Source organism: Rhodanobacter umsongensis (assembly GCF_042654965.1).
In the GTDB taxonomy this organism is placed as follows: Bacteria; Pseudomonadota; Gammaproteobacteria; order Xanthomonadales; family Rhodanobacteraceae; genus Rhodanobacter; species Rhodanobacter umsongensis.
Genome location: NZ_JBHSMK010000002.1, coordinates 886,099 through 911,566, shown reverse-complemented (window position 1 = coordinate 911,566; position 25,468 = coordinate 886,099). Strand labels below are relative to the sequence as shown.

26 protein-coding genes are annotated in these 25,468 nt (G+C 66.7%); 16 read left to right on the top strand and 10 right to left on the bottom strand.

What is annotated here, in order from left to right:
- Positions 1-12: 12 nt before the first annotated feature.
- The 10 genes from ACFPME_RS04430 to ACFPME_RS04385 all read left to right on the top strand — a co-directional run bounded on the left by ACFPME_RS04430 (position 13) and on the right by ACFPME_RS04385 (position 11,427).
- Positions 13-1,314 (top strand): ABC transporter permease, encoded by a 1,302-nt coding sequence (locus ACFPME_RS04430; RefSeq protein WP_377302422.1) that lies wholly within the window; start codon positions 13-15, stop codon positions 1,312-1,314.
- A gap of 11 nt (positions 1,315-1,325) precedes the next feature.
- Positions 1,326-2,543: an ABC transporter permease gene (locus ACFPME_RS04425; protein ID WP_377302420.1), complete on the top strand. Its 1,218-nt coding sequence runs from the start codon at positions 1,326-1,328 to the stop codon at positions 2,541-2,543.
- Positions 2,544-2,682: 139 nt separating this feature from the next.
- Positions 2,683-3,984, top strand: a complete 1,302-nt coding sequence (locus tag ACFPME_RS04420) for an ABC transporter permease (protein WP_377302417.1) — start codon at positions 2,683-2,685, stop codon at positions 3,982-3,984.
- A 9-nt stretch (positions 3,985-3,993) separates the two neighbouring features.
- A complete protein-coding gene (locus ACFPME_RS04415; protein ID WP_377302415.1) occupies positions 3,994-5,202 on the top strand; it encodes an ABC transporter permease in 1,209 nt (402 codons plus the stop codon).
- A gap of 130 nt (positions 5,203-5,332) precedes the next feature.
- Positions 5,333-6,673, top strand: a complete 1,341-nt coding sequence (locus tag ACFPME_RS04410) for a sigma-54-dependent transcriptional regulator (protein WP_377302413.1) — start codon at positions 5,333-5,335, stop codon at positions 6,671-6,673.
- 81 nt (positions 6,674-6,754) lie between these two features.
- Positions 6,755-7,090: a hypothetical protein gene (locus ACFPME_RS04405; protein WP_377302411.1), complete on the top strand. Its 336-nt coding sequence runs from the start codon at positions 6,755-6,757 to the stop codon at positions 7,088-7,090.
- Positions 7,091-7,121: 31 nt separating this feature from the next.
- Positions 7,122-8,510 carry a sensor histidine kinase gene (locus tag ACFPME_RS04400; RefSeq protein WP_377302409.1) on the top strand — a complete coding sequence of 463 codons (1,389 nt, stop codon included), beginning with the start codon at positions 7,122-7,124 and terminating at the stop codon, positions 8,508-8,510.
- A gap of 235 nt (positions 8,511-8,745) precedes the next feature.
- Positions 8,746-9,693, top strand: a complete 948-nt coding sequence (locus ACFPME_RS04395) for an SPFH domain-containing protein (protein ID WP_377302407.1) — start codon at positions 8,746-8,748, stop codon at positions 9,691-9,693.
- A 10-nt stretch (positions 9,694-9,703) separates the two neighbouring features.
- Positions 9,704-10,150, top strand: a complete 447-nt coding sequence (locus ACFPME_RS04390; protein WP_377302405.1) for an NfeD family protein — start codon at positions 9,704-9,706, stop codon at positions 10,148-10,150.
- Complete coding sequence (locus ACFPME_RS04385) at positions 10,147-11,427, top strand: threonine/serine exporter family protein (protein ID WP_377302403.1); 1,281 nt, start codon at positions 10,147-10,149, stop codon at positions 11,425-11,427. Before ACFPME_RS04390 ends, ACFPME_RS04385 begins: the two co-directional genes overlap by 4 nt.
- A gap of 177 nt (positions 11,428-11,604) precedes the next feature.
- Here ACFPME_RS04385 and ACFPME_RS04380 read toward each other — a convergent pair whose 3' ends face one another.
- The 3 genes from ACFPME_RS04380 to ACFPME_RS04370 form a co-directional block, all read right to left on the bottom strand.
- The gene (locus ACFPME_RS04380) at positions 11,605-11,928 is read right to left on the bottom strand and encodes an H-NS histone family protein (RefSeq protein ID WP_377302401.1); all 324 of its coding nucleotides are present in this window, start codon (positions 11,926-11,928) and stop codon (positions 11,605-11,607) included.
- 290 nt (positions 11,929-12,218) lie between these two features.
- Positions 12,219-13,916, bottom strand: a complete 1,698-nt coding sequence (locus ACFPME_RS04375; protein ID WP_377302399.1) for a proline--tRNA ligase — start codon at positions 13,914-13,916, stop codon at positions 12,219-12,221.
- Positions 13,917-14,013: 97 nt separating this feature from the next.
- Positions 14,014-14,451, bottom strand: coding sequence for a DUF4124 domain-containing protein (locus tag ACFPME_RS04370; RefSeq protein WP_377302397.1), 438 nt, complete (start codon positions 14,449-14,451; stop codon positions 14,014-14,016).
- Positions 14,452-14,562: 111 nt separating this feature from the next.
- On the opposite strand from ACFPME_RS04370, the gene ACFPME_RS04365 reads away from it, so the two are divergent.
- From ACFPME_RS04365 to rimI, 3 genes are read left to right on the top strand one after another with little or no spacing between them, the layout of a single operon-like run.
- Positions 14,563-15,345, top strand: a complete 783-nt coding sequence (locus ACFPME_RS04365) for a CDP-alcohol phosphatidyltransferase family protein (protein ID WP_377302395.1) — start codon at positions 14,563-14,565, stop codon at positions 15,343-15,345.
- Positions 15,342-15,836 (top strand): hypothetical protein, encoded by a 495-nt coding sequence (locus tag ACFPME_RS04360; RefSeq protein WP_377302393.1) that lies wholly within the window; start codon positions 15,342-15,344, stop codon positions 15,834-15,836. The genes ACFPME_RS04365 and ACFPME_RS04360 overlap by 4 nt, the downstream gene beginning before the upstream one ends.
- A 5-nt stretch (positions 15,837-15,841) precedes the next feature.
- Positions 15,842-16,324: a ribosomal protein S18-alanine N-acetyltransferase gene (rimI, locus tag ACFPME_RS04355; protein WP_377302391.1), complete on the top strand. Its 483-nt coding sequence runs from the start codon at positions 15,842-15,844 to the stop codon at positions 16,322-16,324.
- 75 nt (positions 16,325-16,399) lie between these two features.
- Here the strand turns inward: rimI and ACFPME_RS04350 are convergent, their stop codons facing one another.
- The 7 genes from ACFPME_RS04350 to ACFPME_RS04320 all read right to left on the bottom strand — a co-directional run bounded on the left by ACFPME_RS04350 (position 16,400) and on the right by ACFPME_RS04320 (position 23,863).
- On the bottom strand, positions 16,400-19,228 hold the full coding sequence (locus ACFPME_RS04350) for a valine--tRNA ligase (protein ID WP_377302389.1): 2,829 nt from the start codon (positions 19,226-19,228) through the stop codon (positions 16,400-16,402).
- A gap of 315 nt (positions 19,229-19,543) precedes the next feature.
- Entirely contained in the window at positions 19,544-19,894 is a 351-nt protein-coding gene (locus tag ACFPME_RS04345) for a DUF3147 family protein (RefSeq protein WP_377302387.1), read from the bottom strand.
- Between the two features lie 40 nt (positions 19,895-19,934).
- Entirely contained in the window at positions 19,935-20,696 is a 762-nt protein-coding gene (locus tag ACFPME_RS04340; RefSeq protein WP_377302385.1) for an alpha/beta hydrolase, read from the bottom strand.
- Positions 20,697-20,772: 76 nt separating this feature from the next.
- Entirely contained in the window at positions 20,773-21,843 is a 1,071-nt protein-coding gene (gene hemE, locus ACFPME_RS04335) for a uroporphyrinogen decarboxylase (RefSeq protein ID WP_377302383.1), read from the bottom strand.
- A 5-nt stretch (positions 21,844-21,848) separates the two neighbouring features.
- Positions 21,849-22,109 (bottom strand): WGR domain-containing protein, encoded by a 261-nt coding sequence (locus ACFPME_RS04330; RefSeq protein ID WP_377302381.1) that lies wholly within the window; start codon positions 22,107-22,109, stop codon positions 21,849-21,851.
- 102 nt (positions 22,110-22,211) lie between these two features.
- Entirely contained in the window at positions 22,212-23,312 is a 1,101-nt protein-coding gene (gene aroB, locus ACFPME_RS04325) for a 3-dehydroquinate synthase (protein WP_377302379.1), read from the bottom strand.
- A complete protein-coding gene (locus ACFPME_RS04320) occupies positions 23,309-23,863 on the bottom strand; it encodes a shikimate kinase (RefSeq protein ID WP_377302376.1) in 555 nt (184 codons plus the stop codon). Before ACFPME_RS04320 ends, aroB begins: the two co-directional genes overlap by 4 nt.
- Positions 23,864-23,916: 53 nt before the next feature.
- On the opposite strand from ACFPME_RS04320, the gene ACFPME_RS04315 reads away from it, so the two are divergent.
- From ACFPME_RS04315 to ACFPME_RS04305, 3 genes are all read left to right on the top strand, one after another.
- Positions 23,917-24,750: an SDR family oxidoreductase gene (locus ACFPME_RS04315; protein ID WP_377302374.1), complete on the top strand. Its 834-nt coding sequence runs from the start codon at positions 23,917-23,919 to the stop codon at positions 24,748-24,750.
- Positions 24,751-24,773: 23 nt separating this feature from the next.
- Positions 24,774-25,118, top strand: coding sequence for a YbjQ family protein (locus tag ACFPME_RS04310; RefSeq protein WP_377302372.1), 345 nt, complete (start codon positions 24,774-24,776; stop codon positions 25,116-25,118).
- A gap of 110 nt (positions 25,119-25,228) precedes the next feature.
- Entirely contained in the window at positions 25,229-25,432 is a 204-nt protein-coding gene (locus ACFPME_RS04305; protein ID WP_377302370.1) for a dodecin family protein, read from the top strand.
- Positions 25,433-25,468 lie beyond the last annotated feature (36 nt).

Genomic DNA, 25,468 nt, shown 5'->3' with positions numbered 1-25,468 from the left:
GAGCCTGAAAAGATGTTTGCCTACTACCTCGACCTGGCCCTGCGCAGCCTCAAGCGCAACAAGGTACTCACCGCGCTGATGGTGCTGGCCATTGCCGTAGGCATCGGCGCCAGCATGACCACGCTGACGGTGGTGCACCTGTTGTCCGGCGACCCGATACCCGGCAAGAGCGGCGTGCTGTTTTTCCCGCAAGTCGATCCGGAGAATCCCGCCAGGGCGGACCACCCGGAACCCTATCCCGCCATGGACTATCGCTCGGCGACGGACCTGTGGAACGCGCACCGCGCCGACCGTCAGGCTCTCGTCACCAGCAGCTCCGTGAAAGTGCGTGCGCCGGAAACGGGGCGCCCGCCGCTGATCCTGAGCCTGCTTTCCACGACTGCGGATTTTTTCCCGATGTTCGAGGTGCCGTTCCAGTACGGCTCCGGCTGGAGTGCTCAGGACGATGCGAGCCACGCTCGCGTGGCCGTGATCTCGGCCGATCTGAACGCCAAGCTCTTCGGCGGCGCCAACAGCGTCGGCCGCAGCCTGCGGGTGCGCGACACCGACGTGCGCATTGTCGGCGTGCTCAAACCGTGGCGGCCCACGCCGCTGTTCTACGACCCGTGGAGCCAGAACTTCAGCAAGACGGAAGACGTATTCGCGCCTTTCGCTAGCAGTATGGAAATCAACGAGGGCAATTTCCAGGCCTATACCTGCTGGCACGTGCCGGACGACACGCACCACCTGCAGAACTCGGATTGCGTGTGGGTGTGGCTGTGGGTGGAACTGGACAGCCCAGCCAAGGTCGGTTCCTACGCGCGCTTCGTGACCGATTACGCGGAGCAGCAGAAGGCGATGGGGCGTTTTGCGATAGGCAAGGAGCACGTCCGGGTGCGCGATGTGATGACGATGCTGACTGCCCGCGGCATGGTGCCGGACGACGTGCGCCTGCAGGCGTGGCTGGCATCCGCATTTCTCGCCATCTGCCTGTTCAACGCGGTGGGTCTGCTGCTGGCTAAATTCCTGCGCCGAAGCGGCGAGATCGGCGTGCGCCGCGCGCTTGGTGCAAGCCGCCGCGCGATTTTCTCGCAGTGTCTGGTCGAAGCCGGCGTGATCGGTCTGCTGGGTGGCTTCTTCGGCTGGCTGTTGACCCTGACCGGCTTGTGGCTGGTGCGTCAGCAGCCGGTGGACTACGCGCATCTCGCGCATGTGGATACCGTCATGTTTCTAACTACCTTCGTGACGGCGGTCGCGACCAGCCTGCTGGCCGGGCTGATCCCCGCGTTGCGGGCCAGTCGCGTGGTTCCCGCCTGGCAACTCAAGGCGCTGTGAGGAGAACGCATATGCAGATTCGACCCATACTCGCCGCCCTGCGCCGCCACCGGCTTGCCACGTTGCTGATCGCGATGGAGGTCGCGTTGGCCTGCGCGGTGCTGTGCAACGCCTGCTTCCTGGTGGCCCAGCGCTGGAAGCTGATCCAGACGCACAGCGGCGTCGACGAAAACTCGCTGGCCGTACTGACCGTCAACGGGTTCGAGCCGGCGCAGGCGGCGGATGTCAACGCCCGCATGCTGACCGGGCTGCGCGCGATACCGGGCATGCAGGCGGTCACCCTGATCAGTCAGGTGCCGTTCGGACCGCAAGTAGGCGCTGCGGGCATTTCGCGCGATGCCGACAGTTTCAAGAGCACGATGGGTGTCGTGGATTTCGTGCTGGGCGAGCCGGGTACGTTCCAGGTCCTGGGTCTGAAACTGGTCGAGGGCCGCATGCCGCAGGCGGACGATTATCGTCCCGCCACCAATTTCGCTCCCATGGACGCGCAGGTGCTGGTGAGCCGCGCGCTGGCAGAACACGCCTGGCCGGGAGAAAGCCCGATCGGCAAGGAATTCTGGTGCGACAAGCTGCACTTCCGCGTGATGGGTGTGGTCGACCATCTGGCGCGCGCGCATCCGCGTGACTGGGGCGCGCAGGCGGCGGAGTGGACGGTATTCACACCCACGCTGCCCGGGGGTTCACTGGCCGGAACGTATCTGCTGCGCGCCAGTCCGGGCGACCTGCCTCGCGTGTTGCGCGAGGCGCGCGATGCGGTGGCGAAGATCGCGCCGGACGTGGTGCTCGATCAGGAAAACAGCCAGACCATCACCGATCTGCGCACGGATTACTTCAAGTCCGACCGCATCATGATCGACCTGCTGATCGGCGTGATCGTCACCATGCTCGGCGTCACCGCGCTGGGCATCGTCGGCCTGGCCAGTTTCTGGGTGCAGCAGAGACGCCGGCAGATCGGCGTGCGGCGTGCGCTGGGCGCCACCCGCGGCGACATCCTGCGCTACTTCCAGACCGAGAATTTCCTGATCGTCACCGGCGGCATCCTGCTCGGCATGCTGCTGGCGTTCGCGCTGAACCTGGCGCTGATGACGCACTACGAGCTGCCGCGCCTGCCGCTGTACTACCTGCCGATCGGGGCGCTGGTGCTGTGGGGGCTCGGCCAGCTGGCGGTGCTTGGCCCGGCGTTGCGCGCGGCGGCGGTGCCGCCGGTGGTGGCGACGCGATCGGTGTGATGTTTGTTCCTTCTCCCTCTGGGGAGAAAGTGCGGAGGGTGGATGAGGGTTCGGGGGAGCGAGCACTGCGCTCCGCCGAGCCCTTGCCCCATTCCTCGCTCCGCGAGGAGAGGGGCATTGGATCAAGGGGACACACGGAATGTTGGGCTACTACATCGATCTGGCGCTGGGCAGCCTCAAGCGCAATCCGGTGCTCACTGCATTGATGGTGCTGGCGATCGGGCTGGGCATCGGCGCGAGCATGACCACGCTGACGGTGTTCCACCTGCTGTCCGGCGATCCGCTGCCGGGCCGCAGCGGCACGCTGTTCCATCCGCAGCTCGATCCGAAACCGCCGGAGCCGCATGAACTGCCCCATCAGCTGACCTACGTCGATGCAATGAACCTGTGGCAGGCGCACCGCGCGGACCGTCAGGCGATCATGGCGGGCGGCAACGTAAAGGCAAAAGGAACGGACGCGGGGGCGCGTGCGATGAGCCTGCACGCGCTGGCGACGACGGCCGATTTCTTCCCGATGTTCGGCGTGTCATTCATCCATGGCAGTTCATGGACATCGGCGGATGACTTGGGGAAGGCCAGGGTCGCGGTACTGTCGCGCAGCGCCTACGAACGGCTGTTTCACGGCCGCGACGGCCTTGGCCAGCCGATCCGCGTGGGCAAGTGGGATTTTCGCGTCGTGGGTGTGATCGAGGACTGGCGGCCTGCGCCGCATTTCTACGAGCTGGACCGCGAGAGCTACGGAGAGGGCGACGACGTATTCATTCCCTTCCTGGCCTCGCGCGATCTGGCCGATCTGCAGATCACCGGCTACAGCCTGGATTGCTTCGGCAGCACCACCGACGACACCCACCTGGAAAACCAGCCCTGCCTGTGGCTGAATTTCTGGGTCGAACTGGGTACACCGGCCAAGGCACGCGGCTATCGCGACTTTCTCGCGAACTATTCGCGAGAGCAGCAGGCGCAAGGTCGCTTCACTTACACGGGGCCGCCGCACATCGCCCTGCCCGACGTGATGCAGTGGCTGGACCAGAATGGCGTGGTGCCGTCGGACGTGCGCCTGAAGGCGTGGATCGCCTTCGGCTTCCTGCTGGTCTGCCTGATGAACACGGCCGGGTTGCTGCTGGCCAAGTTCCTGCAGCGAACCACGGACATCAGCGTGCGTCGCGCCCTGGGCGCGTCACGCCGGCAGATCTTCTTCCAGTGTCTGGTGGAAGCCGCCACCGTCGGCCTGGCCGGTGGCGTGCTCGGCTTGCTGCTGGCCTGGCTGGGCTTGTGGGGAATCCGCCAGAGCCCGGCGGAGTACGCCGGCCTTGCGCATCTGGACGTTGCCACCTTCGCCGCCACGTTCGTGCTCTCGATCGCGGCAAGCCTGTGCGCGGGATGGCTGCCGGCGTGGCGAGCCTGCCATATCGCGCCCGCCCTCCAGCTCAAGACAATCTGAGGCTTGCGCATGCAGCTACGTCACGTCATGGCGGCCCTGCCGCGACACAAACTGGTATGCCTGCTGGTGGTGGTGGAGATCGCGGTGGCCTTCGCGATCCTGTGCAACGCCGCTTTCATCATCCACCAGCGCGTGCAACTGATGCAGATCGATACCGGCCTGGCCGAGGATCAGCTGATCTACGTCCACAACGACGGCGTCGGCGACGAGGCGAACGCGCCGCTGGTCGCCCGGAATTTGCTCGCGCTGCGTGGCCTGGGCGGGGTGAAGTCGGCGGTGGCGATGTTTCCGTTGCCGCTGGAAAACATGTCGATCAATTTCAGGCCGTGGCTGACGCCGGACATGAAGATCCGCGGCCCGAGCGTCGGCATGTTTGCCGGCACGCCGGGCTATCTGGATACCCTCGGCGTGAAGATCGTGCAGGGCCGCGATTTCAGCGACGCCGAATACGATGGCCTGGATGCGTCCACCAAGCCGCTGTCGCCGGCCGTGATCATCACTCGCGACCTCGCCGACAAGCTGTGGCCGGGTCAGAACCCGATCGGGCAGAAAATCTGGCGCAGCCCGACGCGCGGCTACACCGTGGTCGGCGTGGTCGAGCGGCTGGTGCGCGGCTATCTTCGCAAGGACTTCGTGCCGCAGTACACGGCGATGTTCGCGGTCAAGCCGGTGCCGTTCCTGTCCGCCCTGTACGTGATGCAGGTGAACCCGCGAGACCATGATCGTGTGTTGCGCGAGGCCTCCGATCTGCTGCTGCGGCTCAACCCCGACATGCTGATCGATGCCCAGGGGAGCTACGCCGACGTGCGCGCCGCCTATTTCCGGCGGGACGCGTCGCTGGCCTGGCTGCTGTCGATGGTATGCGCCGCCATGCTGCTGGTGACCGGGCTGGGCATCGCCGGCCTGGCCAACTTCTGGGTGCAGCAGCGGCGCCGGCAAATCGGCATCCGGCGAGCCATCGGCGCCACCCGCGGCGACATCCTGCGCTACTTCCAGACCGAGAATTTCCTGATCGTCAGCGGTGGCATCGCGCTGGGATTGCTGCTGGCCGTCGCGCTGAATTTGTTGTTGATGAAGCAATACGAATTGCCGCGCCTGCCGTTGGCCTATCTGCCGATCGGTGCGCTGACGTTGTGGCTGCTGGGTCAGCTGGCGGTGCTGGGGCCGGCCCTGCGTGCGGCGGCGATGCCGCCCGTAGTAGCGACCAGGTCGATTTGAGCCTTTGCAGCCCTCGCCCCGGCAATGCCGGGCGAGTGGGAGCTGATTGTTGCGGAGCTATACGCATGACCATAGTCATGGCAACCTTTGTGGTCCGAGCGGCATCCATGTCCGCATGTGCAGAAGAAAGATGCGAACCGTCCTGATCATCGACGACAACCCGGCCGTGGGCGAGGCGCTGTCGCTGGCGTTGTCGTTGCACGAGATCCGCCCGCTCACGGCGCTGACCCCCGACGATGGCCTGGCGGTGCTGGAGCGCGAGGCGGTGGACGTGGTGATCCAGGACATGAACTTCACCGCCGACACCACCTCGGGCGAGGAGGGCGTGGCGCTGTTCCGTGCGATTCGCGAACGCCACCCGGACTTGCCAGTCATTTTGCTCACCGCGTGGACGCACCTGGAAACGGCAGTGGAGCTGGTCAAGGCCGGCGCCGCGGATTACCTGGCCAAGCCGTGGGACGACAACAAGCTGCTGGCCACGGTGGAGAACCTGCTGGAGTTGTCCGAATCCACGCGCGAGATCAACCGTAGCCGACGTGAGCGACGCCAGCGGCGCGAAGAATTGCAGCGCAAGTACGACCTCGATGGACTGGTGTTCGCCTCCGAGGCAATGGCGCGCACGCTCGACCTGGCTTGCCAGATCGCCCGCTCGGATGTGCCGGTGTTGATCACCGGCCCCAACGGCACTGGCAAGGAACGCATCGCGGCGATCGTGCATGCGAACTCGGCGGTGAAACGCGGCGCGTTTGTCGCGGTGAATTGCGGCGCGTTGCCTGGCGAGTTGATCGAGGCGGAGCTGTTCGGCGCGGATGCCGGCGCGTATACCGGTGCGAACAAGGCCCGCGAAGGGCGTTTCGAACTGGCCGATGGCGGCACGCTGTTCCTCGACGAGATCGGCAACCTGCCGCTGCCCGGTCAGATGAAGTTGCTGCGGGTGCTGGAAACCGGCCAGTTCGAACGGCTCGGCTCCGGTCGCACGCGGCAGGTCAAGGTGCGCGTGCTGAGTGCCACCAATGCCGACCTCAAGGCGATGATCCGCGCCGGCACGTTCCGCGAGGATTTGTATTACCGACTCAACGTGATCGAGGTGAACCTGCCGCCGCTGACCGAGCGCAGCGATGACATCCTGCCGCTGGCCGAGTTTTTCCTCGATGGCCGCGCCGAACTGGGCGACGCCGCGCGCGAGGCGTTGCTGGGTTATCCGTGGCCGGGCAACGTGCGCGAACTGAAGAACGCGATCGAGCGCGCCGCCCTGCTGACGGGCAGCAATCCGATCACACCCGACCTGCTCAATCTGCCGCAGCATGCCGTGGCCGCCGCGCGCAACCTGGACGAGCCCAGTCGCGAAGCGGTGGAAGCCGCCCTGCACAAGGCCGATGGCGTGGTCAGCCGCGCCGCGCAGAACCTGGGCCTGTCGCGGCAGGCGCTGTATCGGCGGATGGAGCGCTATGGCCTGGCGGCACCGGCCTGAGGTGGTTTGACGGGTGAGCATGCTTGCCGTTGTCGGCATGCCGTACAAAGATGGCCGTATCCCTACAGCAGGAGTGGCGCCATGCGTTTTCGACTTGCCCTGATGGCGTCGACCTGGCTGATCGCCGCCGCGGCGACGGCGCAGGTGGCGCCGGCGACATCGAGCCAGAACGATAGCTGGGCAGCGCGCCCGGCGGTCGCCAGTTCGGCCGGCTTCCGCGGCCATTCGGCGGTGGAAGCGACGCCAGCCCGCAGCCATTTCAAATTCAAGGATCGCCAGCGGCCCGGTCCGGCGGATCAGCCGCCCCCCAGTGCAACCGACAAGGCGGCCGTGATGGGCACCGATCGCGCCTGGCAGAACGGACGGCCACCGGTAGACTGCGCGCAAGCGCCGATGGACGCCACATGCCGCCATTGATATCGGCTGGCCACGTCGGGGAGGCCAGCCGATGTGGCGCCGCCTGAACTCGTTGCAGGGTCGACTGACCTGGCTGCTGGCCGTGGCTGGCCTGGCCGGGGCGTTGATCTACGCAGGCATCACCCAATGGCCGCTGCCGCAGTTGCTGCTTTGGCTGCGCAAGGACATGGCCTTGTCGATACGCGCGCCGATGCAGCTGGGCATCTACGGTGGCCTGCTGGTCAGCGTGCTGGTGCTGCTGCCGCTGGCGTTTCTGCTCGCCGGCCGCGTGATGGAACCGGTCAGTCGCCTGCTGCGCGCGCTGGAGGGTGCGGTGGCCAGCTACCGCGATGGCGATTTCAGCTTTTCCATCGCGATCAACCGCAGCGACGAGCTGGGCGAACTGATCCGCATGCACAACGCGCTGGGGCAAACCCTGCGCGAGCAGCGCCAGCACCTGGTGCAACGCGAGCTGTTGCTGGATACCGTGGTGCAGAACACGCCGGTGGCGCTGGTGCTGACCGATTCGATAGGCCGCGTCGCCTACGCCAACATCGCCGCGCGTCACCTGTTCAACGAAGGACGCAATCTGGTCGGCCTGGATTTTGCGGCCCTGCTGGTCGACGCGCCGGAGGCGCTGCGCAAGGCAGTGGAAAGCGGCGAGGACGCGCTGCTCAGCGTGGAGATGGATGGCAGCGAGGAAACCTTCCACCTGTCGCAGCGCGCGTTCCGCCTGCAGGGCCGGCCGCATCGGCTGCAGCTGTTCCGGCGCATGACGCGCGAGCTTTCGCGGCAGGAAGTGGCGACCTGGAAGCGGGTGATCCGGGTGATCAGCCACGAACTCAACAATTCACTGGCGCCAATTTCTTCGCTGGCCCACTCCGGGGCCGAACTGGCCCGGCGCGGTCAACTGGACCGCCTGCCCAGCGTGTTCGCCACGATTGGTGAGCGCGCGCGGCACCTGCATGGATTCATCGCCGGCTATGCGAGCTTCGCCAAGCTGCCCACGCCGCAGCCGGTGGCGGTCGAATGGGCGCGCTTTCTCGAAGGACTGGCACTGCATTGCCAGTATCGGCTGGCCATGCCGCCGCCGGAGCAGCCGGGCGTATTCGATGCGGTACAGATCGAGCAGGTGCTGATCAACCTGATCAAGAACGCGCACGAATCAGGCGGCGCCGAAGACGAAGTCACGCTGTCGATCCTCGAGGTCGGTACCGAGCTGCGTATTGAAGTGGCCGACCGCGGCCCCGGCATGAGCGAGACCGTGCTGGCCCAGGCGCTGCTGCCGTTCTATTCGACCAAGCGTTCCGGCACCGGGCTGGGCCTGGCACTGGCGCGCGAGATCACCGAGGCGCACGGCGGCCGCGTGCTGCTGGCCAATCGCGAAGGTGGCGGTTTGCGGGTGAGTCTGCGTTTGCCGCAGGCGGTAGTGAGCCGGTAACGCAGGTCTCCGCACAGCGATGCAATCGTCCAACGGCAGGCCCGTCGTCCGGGATCGGCGGATGCCCCGCTGGTCACCGTGGTGGGCGGTCTCGTCACGTCCACCCTGCTCACTCTGGCGTTGTTGCCGGTGCTGTACGACTGGATCGAGCGCGTGCCGCACGACACCTCGATGACCACGCGGCGAGCGCGGCCTCGCCTATACTCAGGGCTTCTTCAGGAGCAGGGGGTGGGCAATGGGACAGCTTCTCGCGTTGGTGATCGTGTTCGTCGTCGTGGTTGGCGTGGCCAAGCTGGTGCGCATCGTGCCGCAGGGTTTCGAGTGGACGGTGGAGACCTTCGGCAAGTACACCCGCACCCTCAGCCCCGGCCTGCATTTCCTGGTCCCGATCTACCAGGCGGTCGGGCGCAAGATCAACATGATGGAACAGGTGCTGGACGTGCCCAGCCAGGACGTCATCACCAAGGACAACGCGGTGGTACGCGTCGACGGCGTGGTGTTCTACCAGGTGCTCGATGCGTCCAAGGCGGCGTATGAGGTTTCCAACCTGGAGCAGGCCTCGCTGGCGCTGGTGATGACCAACATCCGCACGGTGCTGGGCTCGATGGATCTGGACGAAAGCCTGAGCCAGCGCGACGCGATCAACGCGAAACTGCTCAAGGTCGTCGATGAGGCCACCCATCCATGGGGTGTCAAGGTCAACCGTATCGAGATCAAGGACATCGCGCCGCCGCGCGACCTGATCGACGCGATGGCGCGGCAGATGAAGGCCGAGCGCGAGAAGCGCGCGAACATCCTCGACGCCGAGGGTTTCCGCCAGGCGGCGATCCTCAAGGCCGAGGGCGAGAAGCAGTCGGTGATCCTGGCGGCCGAGGGAGAGAAGGAGGCGGCGTTCCGCACCGCCGAGGCGCGCGAACGATCGGCCGAGGCGGAAGCCAAGGCCACCACGATGGTGTCCGACGCGATCTCCGGCGGCAACGTCAACGCGCTGAACTACTTCGTCGCCAACAACTATGTCGACGCGCTGAAGGAAATGGCGAAGTCGCCGAACCAGAAGATGCTGCTGCTGCCGATCGAGGCCACCGGCATCCTCGGCTCGCTGGCCGGCATCGCCGAGCTGGCCAAGGAGTCGTTGGGCCAGCAGCAGAAGTCGATCACGCCGTCGCCGTCGCCATCGCGTTGAGGAGCGGATCATGTGGGAGCTTTCGACGCATTACCTGTGGTGGATCCTGGCGCTGTTGCTGATCGCCGGCGAACTGCTGCTGCCGGGCTATTTCCTGTTGTGGATCGGCCTGGCAGCGGCGGCGATGGGCGTGGTGCTGTGGGTCGTTCCCGCGCTGGGGGTGCTGGGGCAGGCGGTGCTGTTCGGTCTGCTCGCGCTTGCGTTCTGCGTCGGCTACGCGCGCTGGCTGCGGCCGCGGCTGGAACGGCGCGCGCCCGGCGGCGAGCGGCTGAACCGTCGCGCCGAGCAGCTGATCGGCCAGCGCTATGAGCTGATCGAGCCGATCGTCAACGGCCGCGGCAAGGCGCGCGTGGGCGATGGCCAGTGGCTGGTCAGCGGGCCCGACCTGCCGCTGGGCAGCACGGTGGAAGTGGTGGCCGTGGAAGGCACGACGCTGAAGGTGCGCGCGGCGCCATGAGCGTCGGCGATGCCATCGGTCCGCGGCAGTTCGCCAGCACGGCCCTGGCCACGCGGATCGCGTTTGTGCTGGAGCTAGCGCGACGGCTGCACCAGTACGGCACCTCCGCGCCACGGTTCGAGGTGGCGGTGGCGGGGGCCGCGCAGAGGCTGGGCCTGTCGGCCGACGTATGGTCCAGTCCGACCGCGGTCATCATTTCCTTCGCCGACCTGGCCGAGGGCGAGGATGCCGTGGCGCAGACGACGCAGGTGATGCGGCTTGCTCCTGGCGAGGTGAACCTGCAGCGATTGTGCGATGCCGACGATATCGCCGATCGCGTGATCGCGGGCGAGCTGGATCTGCGCGAAGGCTTCCGCCTGCTGCGTGCGCTGGGCCGGCCCGACACGCGCCGCGAAAAAATCGGCCTGCTCGCCAGCTACGGTCTCTCCGCCGCCAGCATTGCGGCGCTGTTCCTGCACAGCTCGTGGGTGGATCTGCTGGTCGCCGGCGTGATCGGCGTGATCATCGGCGGCATCACCCTGCTGGCGGCCAGCCGGCCGCGGCTGGCGGTGGCCAGCGACGCGATCTGTGCGCTGGTGGCCACCGCGGTGACGATCGTGGTGAGCGCGTTCGTGGTGCCGCTGGCGATCAAGTCGGTGGTGCTGGCCAGCTTGATCATCCTGATACCGGGCATGTCGCTGACCACCGCGGTACGCGAAATCTCCAGCCAGCACCTGGTGTCCGGCATGGCGCGCATGGGCGGTGCGATGTCGACCCTGCTCAAGCTGACCTTCGGAACCATCGCCGCTACCCAGCTGTGCACCGCACTGGGTATCACCGCGCGGGATTTTTCCCTGCCGGCACTGCCGGCCTGGACGGATTATCCGGCGCTGCTGGTGGCGGCCATCGCATTTGCCATCCTGTTCCGCGCCGCGCGTCGCGACTGGCCGGTGGTGATCGTGGCTGTCGCCGTGGGTTACCTGGCCACCCGCTGGGGCGGTGCCATTTCCGGCTCGCTGCCGGGGGCGCCGTTTGGCGTATTCCTCGGCGGCTTTCTGCTGGGCGCGCTTGCGAATATCTATGCGCGATTCGCGCACCGCCCAGGTGCCGTCATCCGCGAGCCGGGCATTCTCTTGCTGGTTCCGGGCAGCGTTGGTTTTCGCAGCATGTCGTTTCTGCTCGAGCGGGACACATCCCTGGGCATGGATACCGGCCTGCTGCTGTTGACCTTGCTGGTCTCGCTAGTGGCCGGGCTGATGTTCGGCGATCTGCTGGTGTCGCCGCGAAGGTCTCTTTAATGGATCGGCCCAGGCCCTGTAACTTCCGGTTGCGTTGGGCATGAAGCAGTGAAACCATTTCGGCATGTTTGCAGCCGCCCGATTTTGAAAAGAGTGCGGAGCAGTACATGAGGGCAGACAAAAAAAACGCCAGCTTTCAGGGCTGACGTTCTTTTCAGGCGCTGCATTGAACGGTAATCAGATCGCGAGATCCTTTTCCTTCTTGCCGGCCTTCAGTGCATCGTTGAACCAGTGCGGACGCTTGCCGCGACCGGACCAGGTCTGCGCCGGATTGGCCGGGTTGCGGTATTTCGGCGCGACGGTACCGGTGGTGCGCTTGACCTTGCCACGCGTGCTGCCGAAGATGTCCTCGAAGGAATAGCCCTCGGCCTTCAGCAGCGCATGGATTTTCTCACGCAGCTTGACGACCTTCTCCTTGCGCAGCTCGTTCTGGCGAACCTGCGCCTTGCTGATCAGGTCGTTGAGCTGGGTGTGATTGAGATTCTTGATATCGACGGCCATGATTTGACTCCCGGGGGGTGAGTGTCGGCAATAAGCGGTCCGGCCAGGGTCTGATTATTATCGCGGGCGGGCCAGACAAGTGAAACGGAGGGTGCAGCAGGGATTCTCGCTGATTTGCGGAATGATTGTAAAGCGCGTTTCATCTTCCCGCGGCCCGATACGCGATTAAGAAGTGCCTTAATTCCATTACACCGAATCTTAATACCGGATTCCGGAAATCGCCGGAGCCGGACAGAGAAACGGCCGCGCGAGGCGGCCGTTTCAATTAATCCAGCGTCATCCAGCGGCACTCAATCCAGCAAGGCAAACAATTCGTCCTGGCTGAGTGCGCGGCTTTCGCTTTCCTCGCGGGCACGATATTCCAGCGTGCCTGAGTCCAGCCCGCGCTCGCTGACCACCACGCGATGCGGGATGCCGATCAGCTCCATGTCGGCAAACATGCCGCCGGGGCGCAAGCCGCGGTCGTCGAGTACCGTCTCGATGCCACGCTGGCTGAGCGACTGGTACAGCGCTTCGGCGGCGGCGCTCACCGCAGGGAGGTTCTTTGGATTGATCACGCACACCGCAATGCGCCACGGCGCCATCGCTTCGGGCCACAGGATGCCGGCGTCGTCGTGGCGTTGCTCGATCGCGGCGGCAACGATGCGGCTGACGCCGATGCCGTAGCAGCCCATGGTCATCAACTGGGCCTTGCCGGTTTCATCGATCACGGTCGCCTTGAGCGCTTCGGCATATTTCTGGCCGAGCTGGAACACATGACCCACCTCGATGCCGCGCGCGATGTGCAGCACGCCGTGGCCGTCGGGGGACAGATCGCCCTCGACCACGTTGCGCAGATCGGCAATGCGGGTCATGCGTGCATCGCGCTCCCAGTTGGCGCCGGTGCAATGGCTGCCGTCGGCGTTGCCGCCGCAGACGAAATCGGCCAGCACGGCGGCATCGCGATCGACGATGACGGGGATCGACGCCGGCAACCCGACCGGGCCGATGAAGCCGGGGCGCGTACCGGTGGCGGCACGGATATCCTCCTCGCTGGCCAGCACCGACTGGCCGGGCAGCTCGGCCAGCTTGCCGGCCTTGACCTCGTTGATCTCGTGGTCGCCGCGCAGGCACAGCGCCACCAGGCCGTCGCGGCCGCGCACCAGCAGGGTCTTCACGCATTGCTGCGGCAATACCTTGAGGAAGTCGGCGACTTCGACGATGGTCTTCTGGGTCGGTGTAGCGACCCGTTGCAGCGCAGCGCCGGGAGCAGGGCGGGGGATGGACGGTGCCAGGGCCTCGGCCTTCTCCAGGTTGGCGGCGTAGTCGGAACCGTCCGAAAAAGCGATCGCATCCTCGCCCGAATCGGCCAGCACCTGGAATTCGTGGCTGGCATTGCCGCCGATCGCGCCGGTATCGGCCTGCACCGCGCGGAAGGTCAACCCGAGACGAGTGAAAATACGCACGTAGGCCTGATACATGGCCGCGTAGGTTTCGGCCAGCGATTCCTGCGTGAGGTGAAACGAATAGGCGTCCTTCATCAGGAATTCGCGGGCGCGCATCACGCCGAAACGCGGGCGGATCTCGTCGCGGAACTTGGTCTGGATCTGGTAGAAGTTGACCGGCAGCTGCTTGTAGCTTTTCAGCTCGTTGCGGGCAAAGTCGGTGACCACTTCTTCATGGGTCGGGCCATAGCAGTATTCCTGCTGCTTGCGGTCCTTGATTTTCAGAAGCTGCGCGCCGAATTTTTCCCAGCGTCCGGTTTCTTCCCACAGTTCTTTGGGCTGTACCGAGGGCATCAGCATTTCGATCGCACCGGCGCGATCCATTTCCTCGCGCACGATGTGCTCCACCTTGCGCAACACGCGCAGGCCCAGCGGGCTCCAGGTGTACAGGCCCGAGGCGAGCCGGCGGATCATGCCGGCGCGCAGCATCAGGCGGTGGCTGGCAATTTCGGCGTCGGCGGGGACTTCCTTGACGGTGGCCAGATGAAATTGGCTGAGGCGCATGCGGGTGTGTCCAGCTTGAATGAAGACACCCATTGTAGCGGCCCGCCGGCCGTCGCTGGCGGCAAGCCGCGGCCGCCGCCGGCGCATGAGGCGAGGATTATCTGGCCTGACAGTACTGGTTGTACTGACCCTGCGCCGCACTGGCCTGCTGCTTGCGCTGGTCGGTGTCCAGCGCCGTGGCCTTGCCGTCCTGTTGCATGACTACCGGGCCGCTGCCCTGCAAAGCGGCAAGGTTGGCTTTCAGCGAGTCGCAAAGCTTGGCGCGGTTTTCCGGGGTATCGGCCACCGGCTTGGCCGGTTCGGACGTGGGCTCGCTGCTGCCGCTGCCATCGCCCTCGCCCTCGCCGGTGTTGCGCGGCGGTGCGACCAAGGGAGCCACGGTGCCGGTCGTCTTCACCTGCTTGTAGTTCGTGCCTTGCACCGGCGGCGCTTCGGAGTAGTGCACCGTACCGCTGGCGTCGGTCCATTTGTAGACCTGGGCGGTGGCCAGCGGGGCCAGCAGCAACAGCGCCACGGCAATCAGCGAACGATGCATGGTGTTCTCCATTTCACGGGAATTCGACAGGCTACCTTGTTATCACTCTGGCGGTCCGGACTCAAGCAAGCGATGGTTTACACTGCGCGCATCCTGTCACGGTCCTGATACATGAGCGAGCCCACGCCCGTCCGGCCGCCCCGACACCGGGGCATTTACCTGCTGCCGAACCTGTTCACCACCGGTGCAATGTTCGCGGGTTTCTACGCGATCATCGCCAGCATCGGCGGCCGCTACACCGATGCGGCGGTGGCGGTGTTCATCGCGGCGGTGCTGGACGGCATGGACGGTCGGGTGGCACGGATGACCGGCACGCAAACCGAGTTCGGCGTGCAGTACGACTCGCTTTCGGACCTGGTCAGCTTCGGGCTGGCGCCGGCGCTGGTGATGTATACGTGGTCGTTGTCGGCGCTGCGCGATTTCGGCCCGCTGTGGGGCAAGCTGGGCTGGGCTGCCGCCTTCATCTATGCCGCCTGTGCCGCACTGCGGCTGGCGCGCTTCAACACCCAGGTCGGCGTGGCCGACAAGCGTTATTTCCAGGGGCTGGCCAGCCCGGCCGCGGCGGCGGTGTGCATGTCGTTCGTGTGGAGCGTGGACAAGTTCGGCCTGGCCGGCAGCGATTTCTGTTTCGTCACTCCGGTGATCGCGGTGGTCGTCGGCTTGCTGATGGTCAGCCGGTTCCGCTATTTCAGTTTCAAATCATTGCCGATGGGCGATCGCCAGCGCGTGCCGTTCGTGTGGATGGTCGGCGCCGTGCTGTTGCTGGCGCTGCTGATCCTGGATACCGCGCGGGTCCTGTTTGCCGGTTTCACGCTTTATCTGTTGTCCGGGCCGGTGTGGACGATATGGGGACTGGCTGGCCATCGGCGCCGCATACGGCGCAATGCGGCATGAGCGCGGACCCGCGCCAGCACGTGTCGGCCAGCCATCGCGACCGCGTGCTGCGTGCGCTGGGCGTGACGCCATGGGTCCGGCGCGTGCCAGCGGGCCTGCCGGCGGACATTGCCAAGCCTGCTCCGCCCGCGGCGGGCTCAGCCTCGCAGGTCGCCTGCGTGGTGGTTCTGCCGGACGGTTGCAGCACGCGCGAGCTCGATCTGCTCGGCCGTGCGCTCAACGCGTGCGGGGCGGCGCTGGCCCGTGCTGCGCGCGTCACCGTGCATGGCGGCCAGCTCGCCGCGAACGTGCCCGAGGCGCGCGCATATCTGGTGTTCGGCGAGGCGCAGGCGCACGCGTTGGGACGCACGCTGCCGGCTGCGGCCATGCATCAGGCGCAGATCGTGCTGGCCGATGAACCTGCCTTGGTGCTGACCAGTGCCGACGCCAAACGGCGGCTGTGGAGCGCATTGCGCAGCCTGCGCCGCGCGCTGGCCACAGCGGGGAGTTAGCCGTCATGGCCGCGGTCGTCAAACCGGTGATCCAGGTGCGCGGCATGCGCGCCGAGGACCTGGCCACGGTCAGCGCCATGGAGAACGCGTCCTACGAGTTTCCGTGGTCGGCCGGCATCTTCAGCGATTGCGTGAAGGCCGGGCATCCGTGTTGGGTACTGTCCGTCGACTCCGTAGTCGCCGGATACGGCATTCTGTCGATGGGTGCGGGCGAGGCGCATGTGCTGAACCTCTGTATCGGCCCGGACTATCGCGGCCGCGGGTTGGGCCGGCATCTGCTGGGGCGACTGCTGGACATCGCGCGCTGGAACGGTGCGGAGCGGGTATTCCTGGAGGTGCGGCCATCGAACCCCCTGGCGAAGAAACTTTACGAGTCGGTGGGGTTTTGCGAGATCGGGCGGCGGCCGCGCTATTACCCGGCGCGCCATGGGCGCGAGGATGCGATCGTGATGGCGCTCGATATGGCCGAAGGCCCTGTCGAGCCATAGGTAAGGACGCCCTTGATCTTCCACTCCCGGCGGCAGGTGCACCCTGCCGCCGGCAAACCCGGGAGATGCCGAACGTCAACCCAGTTTTTGCGCCTGCTCGCGCAGGGCGCCCAACGTGGTATTCCAGTCGGCGATCCGTTGCCGTTCCTGGACGACGACGTCGGCAGGCGCGTTGGCGACGAAGCTGGCGTTGCCGAGTTTGCCTTCGCACTTCCTGATCTCGACTTCGATGCGGGTGATTTCCTTGGCCAGGCGTGCTTTCTCCGCGCCAAGGTCGATCAGGCCGGCGAGCGGGATCATCACGCGCAGCGTGCCGATCACGGCTGCGGCCGCAGCGGGTTCATCGGCACCGGCTTCGATCCACTGTGGTGTTTCGGTGCGGGCGAGGAAGGCGACCTGGGCGGCGAACTTCGCCACGCGGGCGCGATCGCTGGCGTCGCCGTCGGCGAGCAGCAGCGGGATCGTCTTGGCCGGCGAGATGTTCATCTCCGAGCGGATCCTGCGAATGCCGCTCAGCACATTCTTGAACCACTCGATCTCGGCTGTCGCTGCATCATCCGCAACGATTTCGCCGGCGCGCGGCCACGGCCGCTGCATCAGGCTGTTTTCGGCAAGGGCGAGCTTCGGCGCCACCGACTGCCAGATCTCCTCGGTGATGAACGGGATCACCGGATGCAGCGCGCGCAGCACGCTTTCCAGGACCACCAGCAAGGTGTGGCGGGTGGATGCGGCTGCCGCTGCGTCGTCGCCGTTCAAGGCGGGTTTGGCCAACTCGAGGAACCAGTCGCACAACTCGTTCCAGGTGAACTCGTAAAGTGCCTGTGCGAGGTGATCGAAGCGATAGCTGGCGAAATGCTGTTCGACTTCGCCCAGTGTCTGCCTGAGACGCGTGAGGATCCAGCGCTCCGCCTCGGTCGCCGGTGCGCCAGCAGGCGCCGCGACCTCGCCTTCCGGCAGGTTCATCAACACGAACCGCGCCGCGTTCCACAGCTTGTTGCAGAACGCCTTGTAGCCTTCGGCGCGCTTGATGTCGAAGTTGATCGTGCGGCTGTAGCTGGCCAGCGCGGCGAAGGTGAAGCGCAGCGCGTCGGTGCCGATCGCGGGGATGCCGTCGGGGTAGTCCTTGCGGATGCGCTTCTCGACCTTGGCGCGCACCTGCGGGATCAGCAGCGACCTGGTGGACTTCTCCACCAGCGGTTCCAGCGCGATGCCATCGATCAGGTCCAGCGGGTCCAGCGTGTTGCCCTTGGACTTGGACATCTTCTGGCCTTCGGCATCGCGCACGATGGCGTTGATGTAGACCTCGCGGAACGGGATGCGGCCGGTGAAGTACTTGGTCGCCATCACCATCCGCGCGACCCAGAAGAAGATGATGTCGAAGCCGGTGACCAGCACGGCGCTGGGCAGGAAGATCTTGTCCTGCTCCCAGTTCGCGACGATCTCGCCGCGCTCGTTCTTCACCGGGCCGTCGGCCGGCCAGCCCAGCGTGGAAAACGGCCACAGTGCGGAGCTGAACCAGGTGTCCAGCACGTCGTCGTCCTGGCGCAGCCCGCCGACCGGCGCGGTGCCGGCGCTGGTGCGCGCATCGGCCTCGTCCTCGCCGACGAAGATGTTGCCCGCCTCGTCGTACCACGCCGGGATGCGGTGGCCCCACCACAGCTGGCGGCTGATGCACCAGTCCTGGATGTTGTCCAGCCATTGCGTGTAGGTGGTCGCCCAGTTCTCCGGCACGAACTTGATGTCGCCGTTGCGCACGGCGTCCAGCGCTGGCTGGGTGATCGCCTTGCGGCCGCCGGGACGTCCATCCTTCTGGACGTCCGAAGTCAGATCGACGAACCACTGGTCGGTCAGCATCGGCTCGATCACCGCGTCGGAGCGCTGGCTCACCGGCACCTGCAGCTTGTGTGCCTTCGTTTCCACCAGCAGGCCGAGCGCTTCGAGATCGGCCAGCACGGCCTTGCGCGCGTCGTAGCGGTCGAGGCTGCGGTATGTCTGCGGCGCGTTGTCGTTGACCTTCGCATCCAGCGTAAAAATGGTGATCGGCGGCAGCTGGTGGCGCTGGCCGATCGCGTAGTCGTTGAAGTCGTGCGCCGGGGTGATCTTCACGCAGCCGGTACCGAAGTCCTTGTCGACGTAATCGTCGGCGATCACCGGAATCTCGCGATCGGTCAGCGGCAGCTTCAGCGTCTTGCCGACCAGGTGCGCGTAGCGCTCGTCCTCCGGGTGCACGGCCACGGCGACGTCGCCGAGCATCGTCTCGGGCCGCGTGGTGGCAACCACCAGCGATTCGTCGCTGCCCGCCACCGGATAGCGGATCGACCACATGTGGCCGTCGCGCTCGACGTTGTTCACTTCCAGGTCGGACACGGCGGTGCCCAGCACCGGATCCCAGTTCACCAGCCGGTTGCCGCGGTAGATCAGCCCAGCGCGATACCAGTCGATGAACACCTTGCGCACCGCGGCCGACAGCCCCTCGTCCATGGTGAAGCGCTCGCGCGACCAGTCCGCGGCGGCACCGATGCGGCGCATCTGATGGGTGATGGTGGAGCCGGATTCCTCCTTCCACTGCCAAACCCGCTCGATGAACGCGTCGCGGCCCAGGTCATGCCGCGTCTTGTCCTCGGCCGCCAGCTGGTTCTCCACGATCTTCTGCGTGGCGATGCCGGCATGATCGGTGCCGACCTGCCACAGGGTGTTCATGCCGCGCATGCGCTGATAGCGCACCAGCATGTCCATCACCGTCTGCTGGAACGCATGGCCCATGTGCAGCGTGCCGGTGACGTTCGGCGGCGGCAGCAGGATGCAATACGGCTCGCCCTTGCCCGACGGCTGGAACGCGCCGCTGGCTTCCCAGCGCTCGTACCACTTCGACTCGATCTGGGCGGGTTCGAAACTCTTTTCCATCGGGGGCTCGCGATGGCGCGCCGTCGGCGCGCGGTGGTCATGGGGGTGAACGGGGAATTGTACGGGGCAGGGCCGCGCGGCCCAAGCGGCAGGCGGCGAGGACGGCTGGCCGCGCGGAAAGACCCGGCCGTGGTGCAGATGCCCCGCGCGCGGGATGGGGCGTGCCGAACGCCGGGCCGTTCGAGCCACGTGCCGGCTGGGCAGTCTCAATCGCGGGTCCTTTTTGTCGGCCGCCGGGCCTTTTGCCCCACGGACGGGATTCCAGGAGCGGTTCTCGCGATCAGTCCGCCGGCGCCGCCCTTGCCGCAGTCCGGGCTAGAGCAACTCGATGCCGAACCGCCGCACCAGCAAGGTGAATAGCCAGAAGCACACTACGGTGATCATCACGCAGGCCAGCAGGGTCGGCCAGAAGCCCAGCCGCGGCAGCAGCATCGGAAAAGCCAGGAACATCGGCAAGGTCGGCACTACGTACCAGAAGGTGTACCAGGCGTGGTTGGCGATCTTGCTCTGCGGCTGGTGCTCGACGTGCAGCCAGATCAGCGCCAGCACGGTGACCAGCGGCAGCGCTGCGATCAGCCCGCCCAGGCGGTCGCTGCGCTTGGCTGCTTCGGACACGATCACCACCACCGCGGCGGTGATCAGGTATTTGCTGATGAGCCAGGCCATCGGGCGCTCCGCGAGGGGGAAGTCTGTTGGCGGGCGCGAGTCATTGGGCCGGCGGGGAAAGGCCGCGCATGAAGGCGGTGAAGCTCGCCAGATTGGCCTGCCAGCCATCGGGGTCGCGCGCCGCGACCAGGGTCGAGGCGCCGTGCACGCCGACCTTGGGCTGGTAGTGCACGACGTTGGGGCCGTGCGCGTCGCGCAGTACCTCGGCCACGTCGCCGGCCTCGTCAGGGTCGGTGGTGATGTAGAACGGCAGGGTCACCCTGGCGGCTGCCTGCTTGATCTGGTTCTTGTCGTCGAAGTATTCGCCCGGCGAGAAGCTGGCGATGGCGCTCAGGCCTTGCGGATGCTTCGCGGCCAGCACGATCACCAGCGATGAGCTGTAGGAACTGCCCACCGCGACGATGCGCGCGTAGTGCTGCGCGCGGGCCCAGGCCAGGGCGGCCTCGAGATCGGGCAGCGCGGCCAGGTAGTCCGCCGACGTGCCGAGCTTCGCCACGGTTTCGTTGTGGCCGTCGAACAGGTCGCCGCCGGAGCGTTGGTCGATCGCGAGGGTGTCGAAGCCCAGCTTCTGCAGTGCCGGCACCACGCTGTCGTATTCGTGCCGGTTCGCATGGGCCTGGTGGAACAGCAGGGCGATGCTGCGGCCGTGCGGCTGCGCCTGGCTGAGCGTGCCGTACACGGTCACGCCGTCGGCGGCATGCAGGGTCAGCGGTTCGCCGGCCAGCGCCAGTGCGGGGAGGCACAGCAGGATCAGGCAGGCGCAGCGGACGAGGCGGGCAGGGGTGGCAATGGTCATGGTCATCACGCGGCTCCTCGGGGATACCCGGCGCAGGCTACGTGAGGCGTCGGGCAAAGGCCAGTGACCGCGGCGGCGCGACTCAGCGCGCGCGCAGCTCGCGCCCGTAAGCATGCACCTCGTCGACCAGCACCTTGACGTGTTCGGGGTCCACTTCCGGCGTGATGCCGTGGCCCAGGTTGAACACGTGGCCGGGGTGGTTGCCGTAGCTGTCGAGCACGGCGCGGGCCTCGCGGCGGATCACCTCCGGGCTGGCGCGCATCACGGCCGGATCGAGGTTGCCTTGCAGGGCGACCTTGCCGGCGACGGCGCGGCGGGCGTCGGCGAGATCCATGGTCCAGTCGACGCCGAGCGCGGCGCAGCCGGTGTCGGCCATTTCCGCCAGATGCTGGCCGGCACCCTTGGAGAACAGGATTGCCGGCAGCTCGCGCGCGATCGCATCGGCTTTCAGCGCGGCGACGATCTGCGCCATGTAGCGCAGCGAGAATTCGCGGAACGGGGCGGGGCCGAGCAGGCCGCCCCAGGTGTCGAAGATCATCAGCGCCTGGGCGCCGGCGGCGGCCTGGGCGATCAGGTAGGCGGCGACGGACCGCGCCAGCGTGTCGAGCAGCTGGTGGGCGAGTTTCGGCTCGTTCCAGCACATCGCCTTCAAGGTGGCGAAGTCGCGCGAGCCCTGGCCCTCGACCATGTAGCAGGCCAGGGTCCATGGGCTGCCGGAGAAACCGATCAGCGGCACGCGGCCGTGCAGTTCCCGGCGGATCAGCCGCAGCGCGTCCATCACGTAGCGCAGCTCGCCGTCCATGTCCGGCACGGCAAGCTTTGCGACGTCGGCGGCGCTGCGTACCGGGCGCGCGAACTGCGGGCCTTCGCCGTGGGCGAACGACAGGCCCAGGCCCATCGCGTCGGGGATGGTGAGGATGTCGGAGAACAGGATCGCCGCGTCGAGATCGAAGCGCTCCAGCGGCTGCAGGGTCACCTCGCAGGCGTACTCGGGGTTCTGCGCCAGGCCCATGAAGCTGCCGGCGCGTTCGCGGGTGGCACGGTATTCGGGCAGGTAGCGGCCGGCCTGGCGCATCACCCAGATCGGCGTGGTGTCGGTGGGTTCGCGGCGCAACGCGCGCAGGAAGCGGTCGTTCTTCAACACGTCAGTCATTTCAGTCAACGTCCGTACGGGCCTTCCAGCCCCTGGGCAAACATCAGGCGAAAACCGCGCTTGAGCTGGGCGTCGCGGGCTTTCTCGAAGGCGGCGACCGCCTCGTCGCGCTCCAGGAACTGCTCGCGCTTCATCGTGGCGCGGCCGCCCTGGGTGCCCGATTCGCGGTACAGCGTCCAGCCGCCGAGCAGGTCCTGCTCCAGCGTGATCTGGACGTAGCGTGGTGCCTCGGCGCTGCCTGGCACGGTTTGCAGATAGAGGCGCATGAATTCCGGATGGACTGTGCGGCACGCCGCAAACCCCGGCATTCTAGAAGGCTGGCGGCCGCGTAGCGAGGGCGCTGAGGTCGCAGCCGCGACGTGGCCGCCTTACGACAGGTGGATGGCCGCCTGCAGCACGGCCAATACGTCGGCTTCGGCCACGCCCGCGACGATCTCGGCGCGACCGGTGCCACGCCACAGGATCAGCCGCAACATTCCGGCGGTGTTCTTCTTGTCCAGCCGCATCAGCGCCAGCAATTGCTGCGCCTGCATGCCCGGCGGAATCGCGGTGGGCAGGCCGAGTCTTTCGAGCAGGTCTCGCAGGCGGGTGGTATCGGCGACGCCGCTCATGCCGAGCCGTTCGGACAACTGCGCCGCCAGCAGCATGCCGATCGCCACGCCTTCGCCGTGCAGGAGTGTGGAGTAGTGGCCGGCGGTTTCCAGTGCATGGCCGAAGGTATGGCCGAGGTTGAGCAGGGCGCGTTCGCCCTGTTCGGTTTCGTCGCGGGCGACCACGCCGGCCTTGTATCGGACCTTGCGCGCAATCGCTTCCAGTACGGTGGCGGGGTCGCGCGCGGCGAGCGCGTCGGCGTGCTGTTCCAGCCAGGCGAAAAACGGCTCGTCGCCGATCGCCGCGCCCTTGACCACCTCGGCCAGGCCGGCGCGGTATTCGCGCTCGGGCAGGGTGGCCAGGGTGTCGATGTCGGCGAGCACCGCGCGCGGCTGATGGAACGCGCCGGCGAGATTCTTGCCGACGGGCAGGTTGACGCCGGTCTTGCCGCCGACCGAGGAGTCGACCATCGCCAGCAGAGTGGTCGGCATCTGGATGAAGTCGATGCCGCGCATCCAGCACGCGGCGCTGAAACCGGCCAGGTCGCCGACCACGCCGCCGCCCAGCGCGATCACGCAGGCATCGCGGGTGGCGCCGAGCTGGCCCAGCGCCTCCATCGCGCGGCCGACGTTGGCGAAACTCTTGTGCGCTTCGCCGTCGTCGAGCAGGAAGGATGACCACTTCAGCCCGTCCAGTCCTGCCTCGATCCGCGGCAGGTACAGCGGCGCCACCGTGGTGTTGCTGATCACCAGCGCATGCCTGCCCCGCAGCATGGCGCGCCAGCGCGCGTGGTCGCCGAGCAGGCCGGCGCCGATCCAGACCGGATAGCTGCGCTGGCCGAGGGGGACGGTGATGGTCTGGATTGCGGGGTGGCTCATGTGGTCTGCCTGGGCGATGCGTCGGGGCGCTGCCAATGATGGTCGATCAGCGTGATGCAGCGTTCGCTGGCGGCGGTGACGCCGCCGTGTTCGCCGGGCACCGCAAGATCGGCGAGTTCGCGGTAGATCGGCTCGCGCACCTGCGCCATCGCCTGCAGCCGTTCCCGGCGGTCGGGTACCGCCAGCAGCGGGCGACGGTGATCGCGTTCCAGCCGCTCCAGTTGCTGTTCGATCGTAGTCTGCAGCCACACCACGTAGCCGCGCTCACGCAAATGCCGGCGGTTGTGCGGCGCGAGCACCACGCCGGCGCCGGTGGCCAGCAGCACGCCGGGGCGGTGGCTGCACTCGTCCAGCAGCGCGCTTTCGCGCTGGCGGAAACCGGCCTCGCCCTCGATCTCGAACACCGTGTTGACGTCCACGCCGCAATGACGCTCGATCTCCTGGTCGAGATCAACGAACGTCAGGCCATAATGCGCAGCAAGCCGTCGTCCGATCGAGGTCTTGCCGGCACCGGTGGGGCCGATGAGAAACACGTTGTGCGACGGGTTCATGGGCAAATGCTAACAGGGCGGATCAGCCCAGGCAGATCGACAGGAGGGTAGTGGTGAGCGAACGTATCCTGCTGGCCGGATGCGGCGATCTCGGCGAACGCGCGGCGCAACGCCTGCGCGCGCGCGGCGACGAGGTATGGGCACTGCGGCGCCAGCCGCCCGCGCGCGACGGGCATGGCATCCATTGGCTGCGCGGCGACCTGACCGATCCGGCCAGCCTGCGCGATCTGCCTGCCGGGATCACCCGGCTGGTCTATCTGCCCGCACCTGCGACACGCGACAAGGCGGCGTACCGCGCGATCTTCGTGGACGGCCTGCGTCACCTGCTCGACGCGCTCGATCGCCGCAAACTGGCGCAGGTGCTGTTCGTCTCGTCCAGCGCCGTGTACGGCGAACACGACGGCGACTGGGTCGACGAGGCCACCCCGCCCCATCCGCTGGGGTTCAACGGTGCGGTGCTGCTCGAGGCCGAGCAGTGGCTGGCGGAGCAATCGCTGCCGTCGACCGTGCTGCGGCTGGCCGGGCTGTACGGGCCCGGCCGATTGCAGCTGATCGAACGCCTGCGCGCGGGGCAGCTGCGGGTGCCGCGCGAGACGCCGCACTGGGCCAACCGGATCCACATCGATGATGCCGCGGCGGCGGTCGCGCATCTGCTGCAACTGAAGTCGCCGCAACCGCTGTACCTCGGCGTGGACGACACGCCGATGCCGCTCGACGAACTGTACGATTTCCTGGCCGCCCTGATCGACGCGCCGTTGGCCGCCGAGGGTGCGGCGCCGGCTGGCGTGGGCAGCAAGCGGCTGCGCAATGCGCGGCTGCGCGCCAGCGGCTGGGCGCCGCAATGGCCGGATGCGCGCGAAGGCTATGCCGCGCTGCTCGACAGCTGAACCAACCACCGGGGAGAACCGCCATGGCAAACACTGTTCCACATCATCAGGTCAGCACCACCAACGAAATTCCCGGCTGCCGCATCGTGCGTTCGTTCGGCATCGTGCGCGGCATCACCGTGCGTTCGCGCAGCGTGGTCGGCAACCTCGGCGCGGCGCTGCAGACCATCGTCGGCGGCAACATCTCGATCTACACGGAGCTGTGCGAGAAGGCGCGCGAGGAGGCGTTCGAGCTGATGCTGCGGCACGCCGCGGCGATGGGCGCGAACGGCGTGGTGGCGATGCGCTACGACGCGAACGAGGTGGCGCAGGGGGTCACCGAAGTACTGGCTTACGGCACGGCCGTGCAGGTCGAAGCGTCAACGTGAAGTGATTCCGCAATGCGGCTTGCCCCCGCGGATGGCGATGGAACAGACTCGGGCTTCAGGCGGGGGAAGCGCAGCGTGCCGTTTGCACGATTCCACCGGAGAGTGTCGCCATGTCGGTAGCCAAGGTCATCGAGATCAATGCATCTTCCAGCAAGGGCGTGGAGGATGCCGTGCAGCACGGACTGAGCAAGGCCGCGGAGTCGGTAAAGAACATCAAGGGCGCCTGGGTCAACGAGATCAAGGTGGTCACCAAGGGCGACGGCACCATCGCCGAGTGGCGTGTCAACCTCAAGATCAGTTTCGTCGTCGACTGATCAACCAGCGGCGGAGATCAGGGGCGGGGCGGCGCC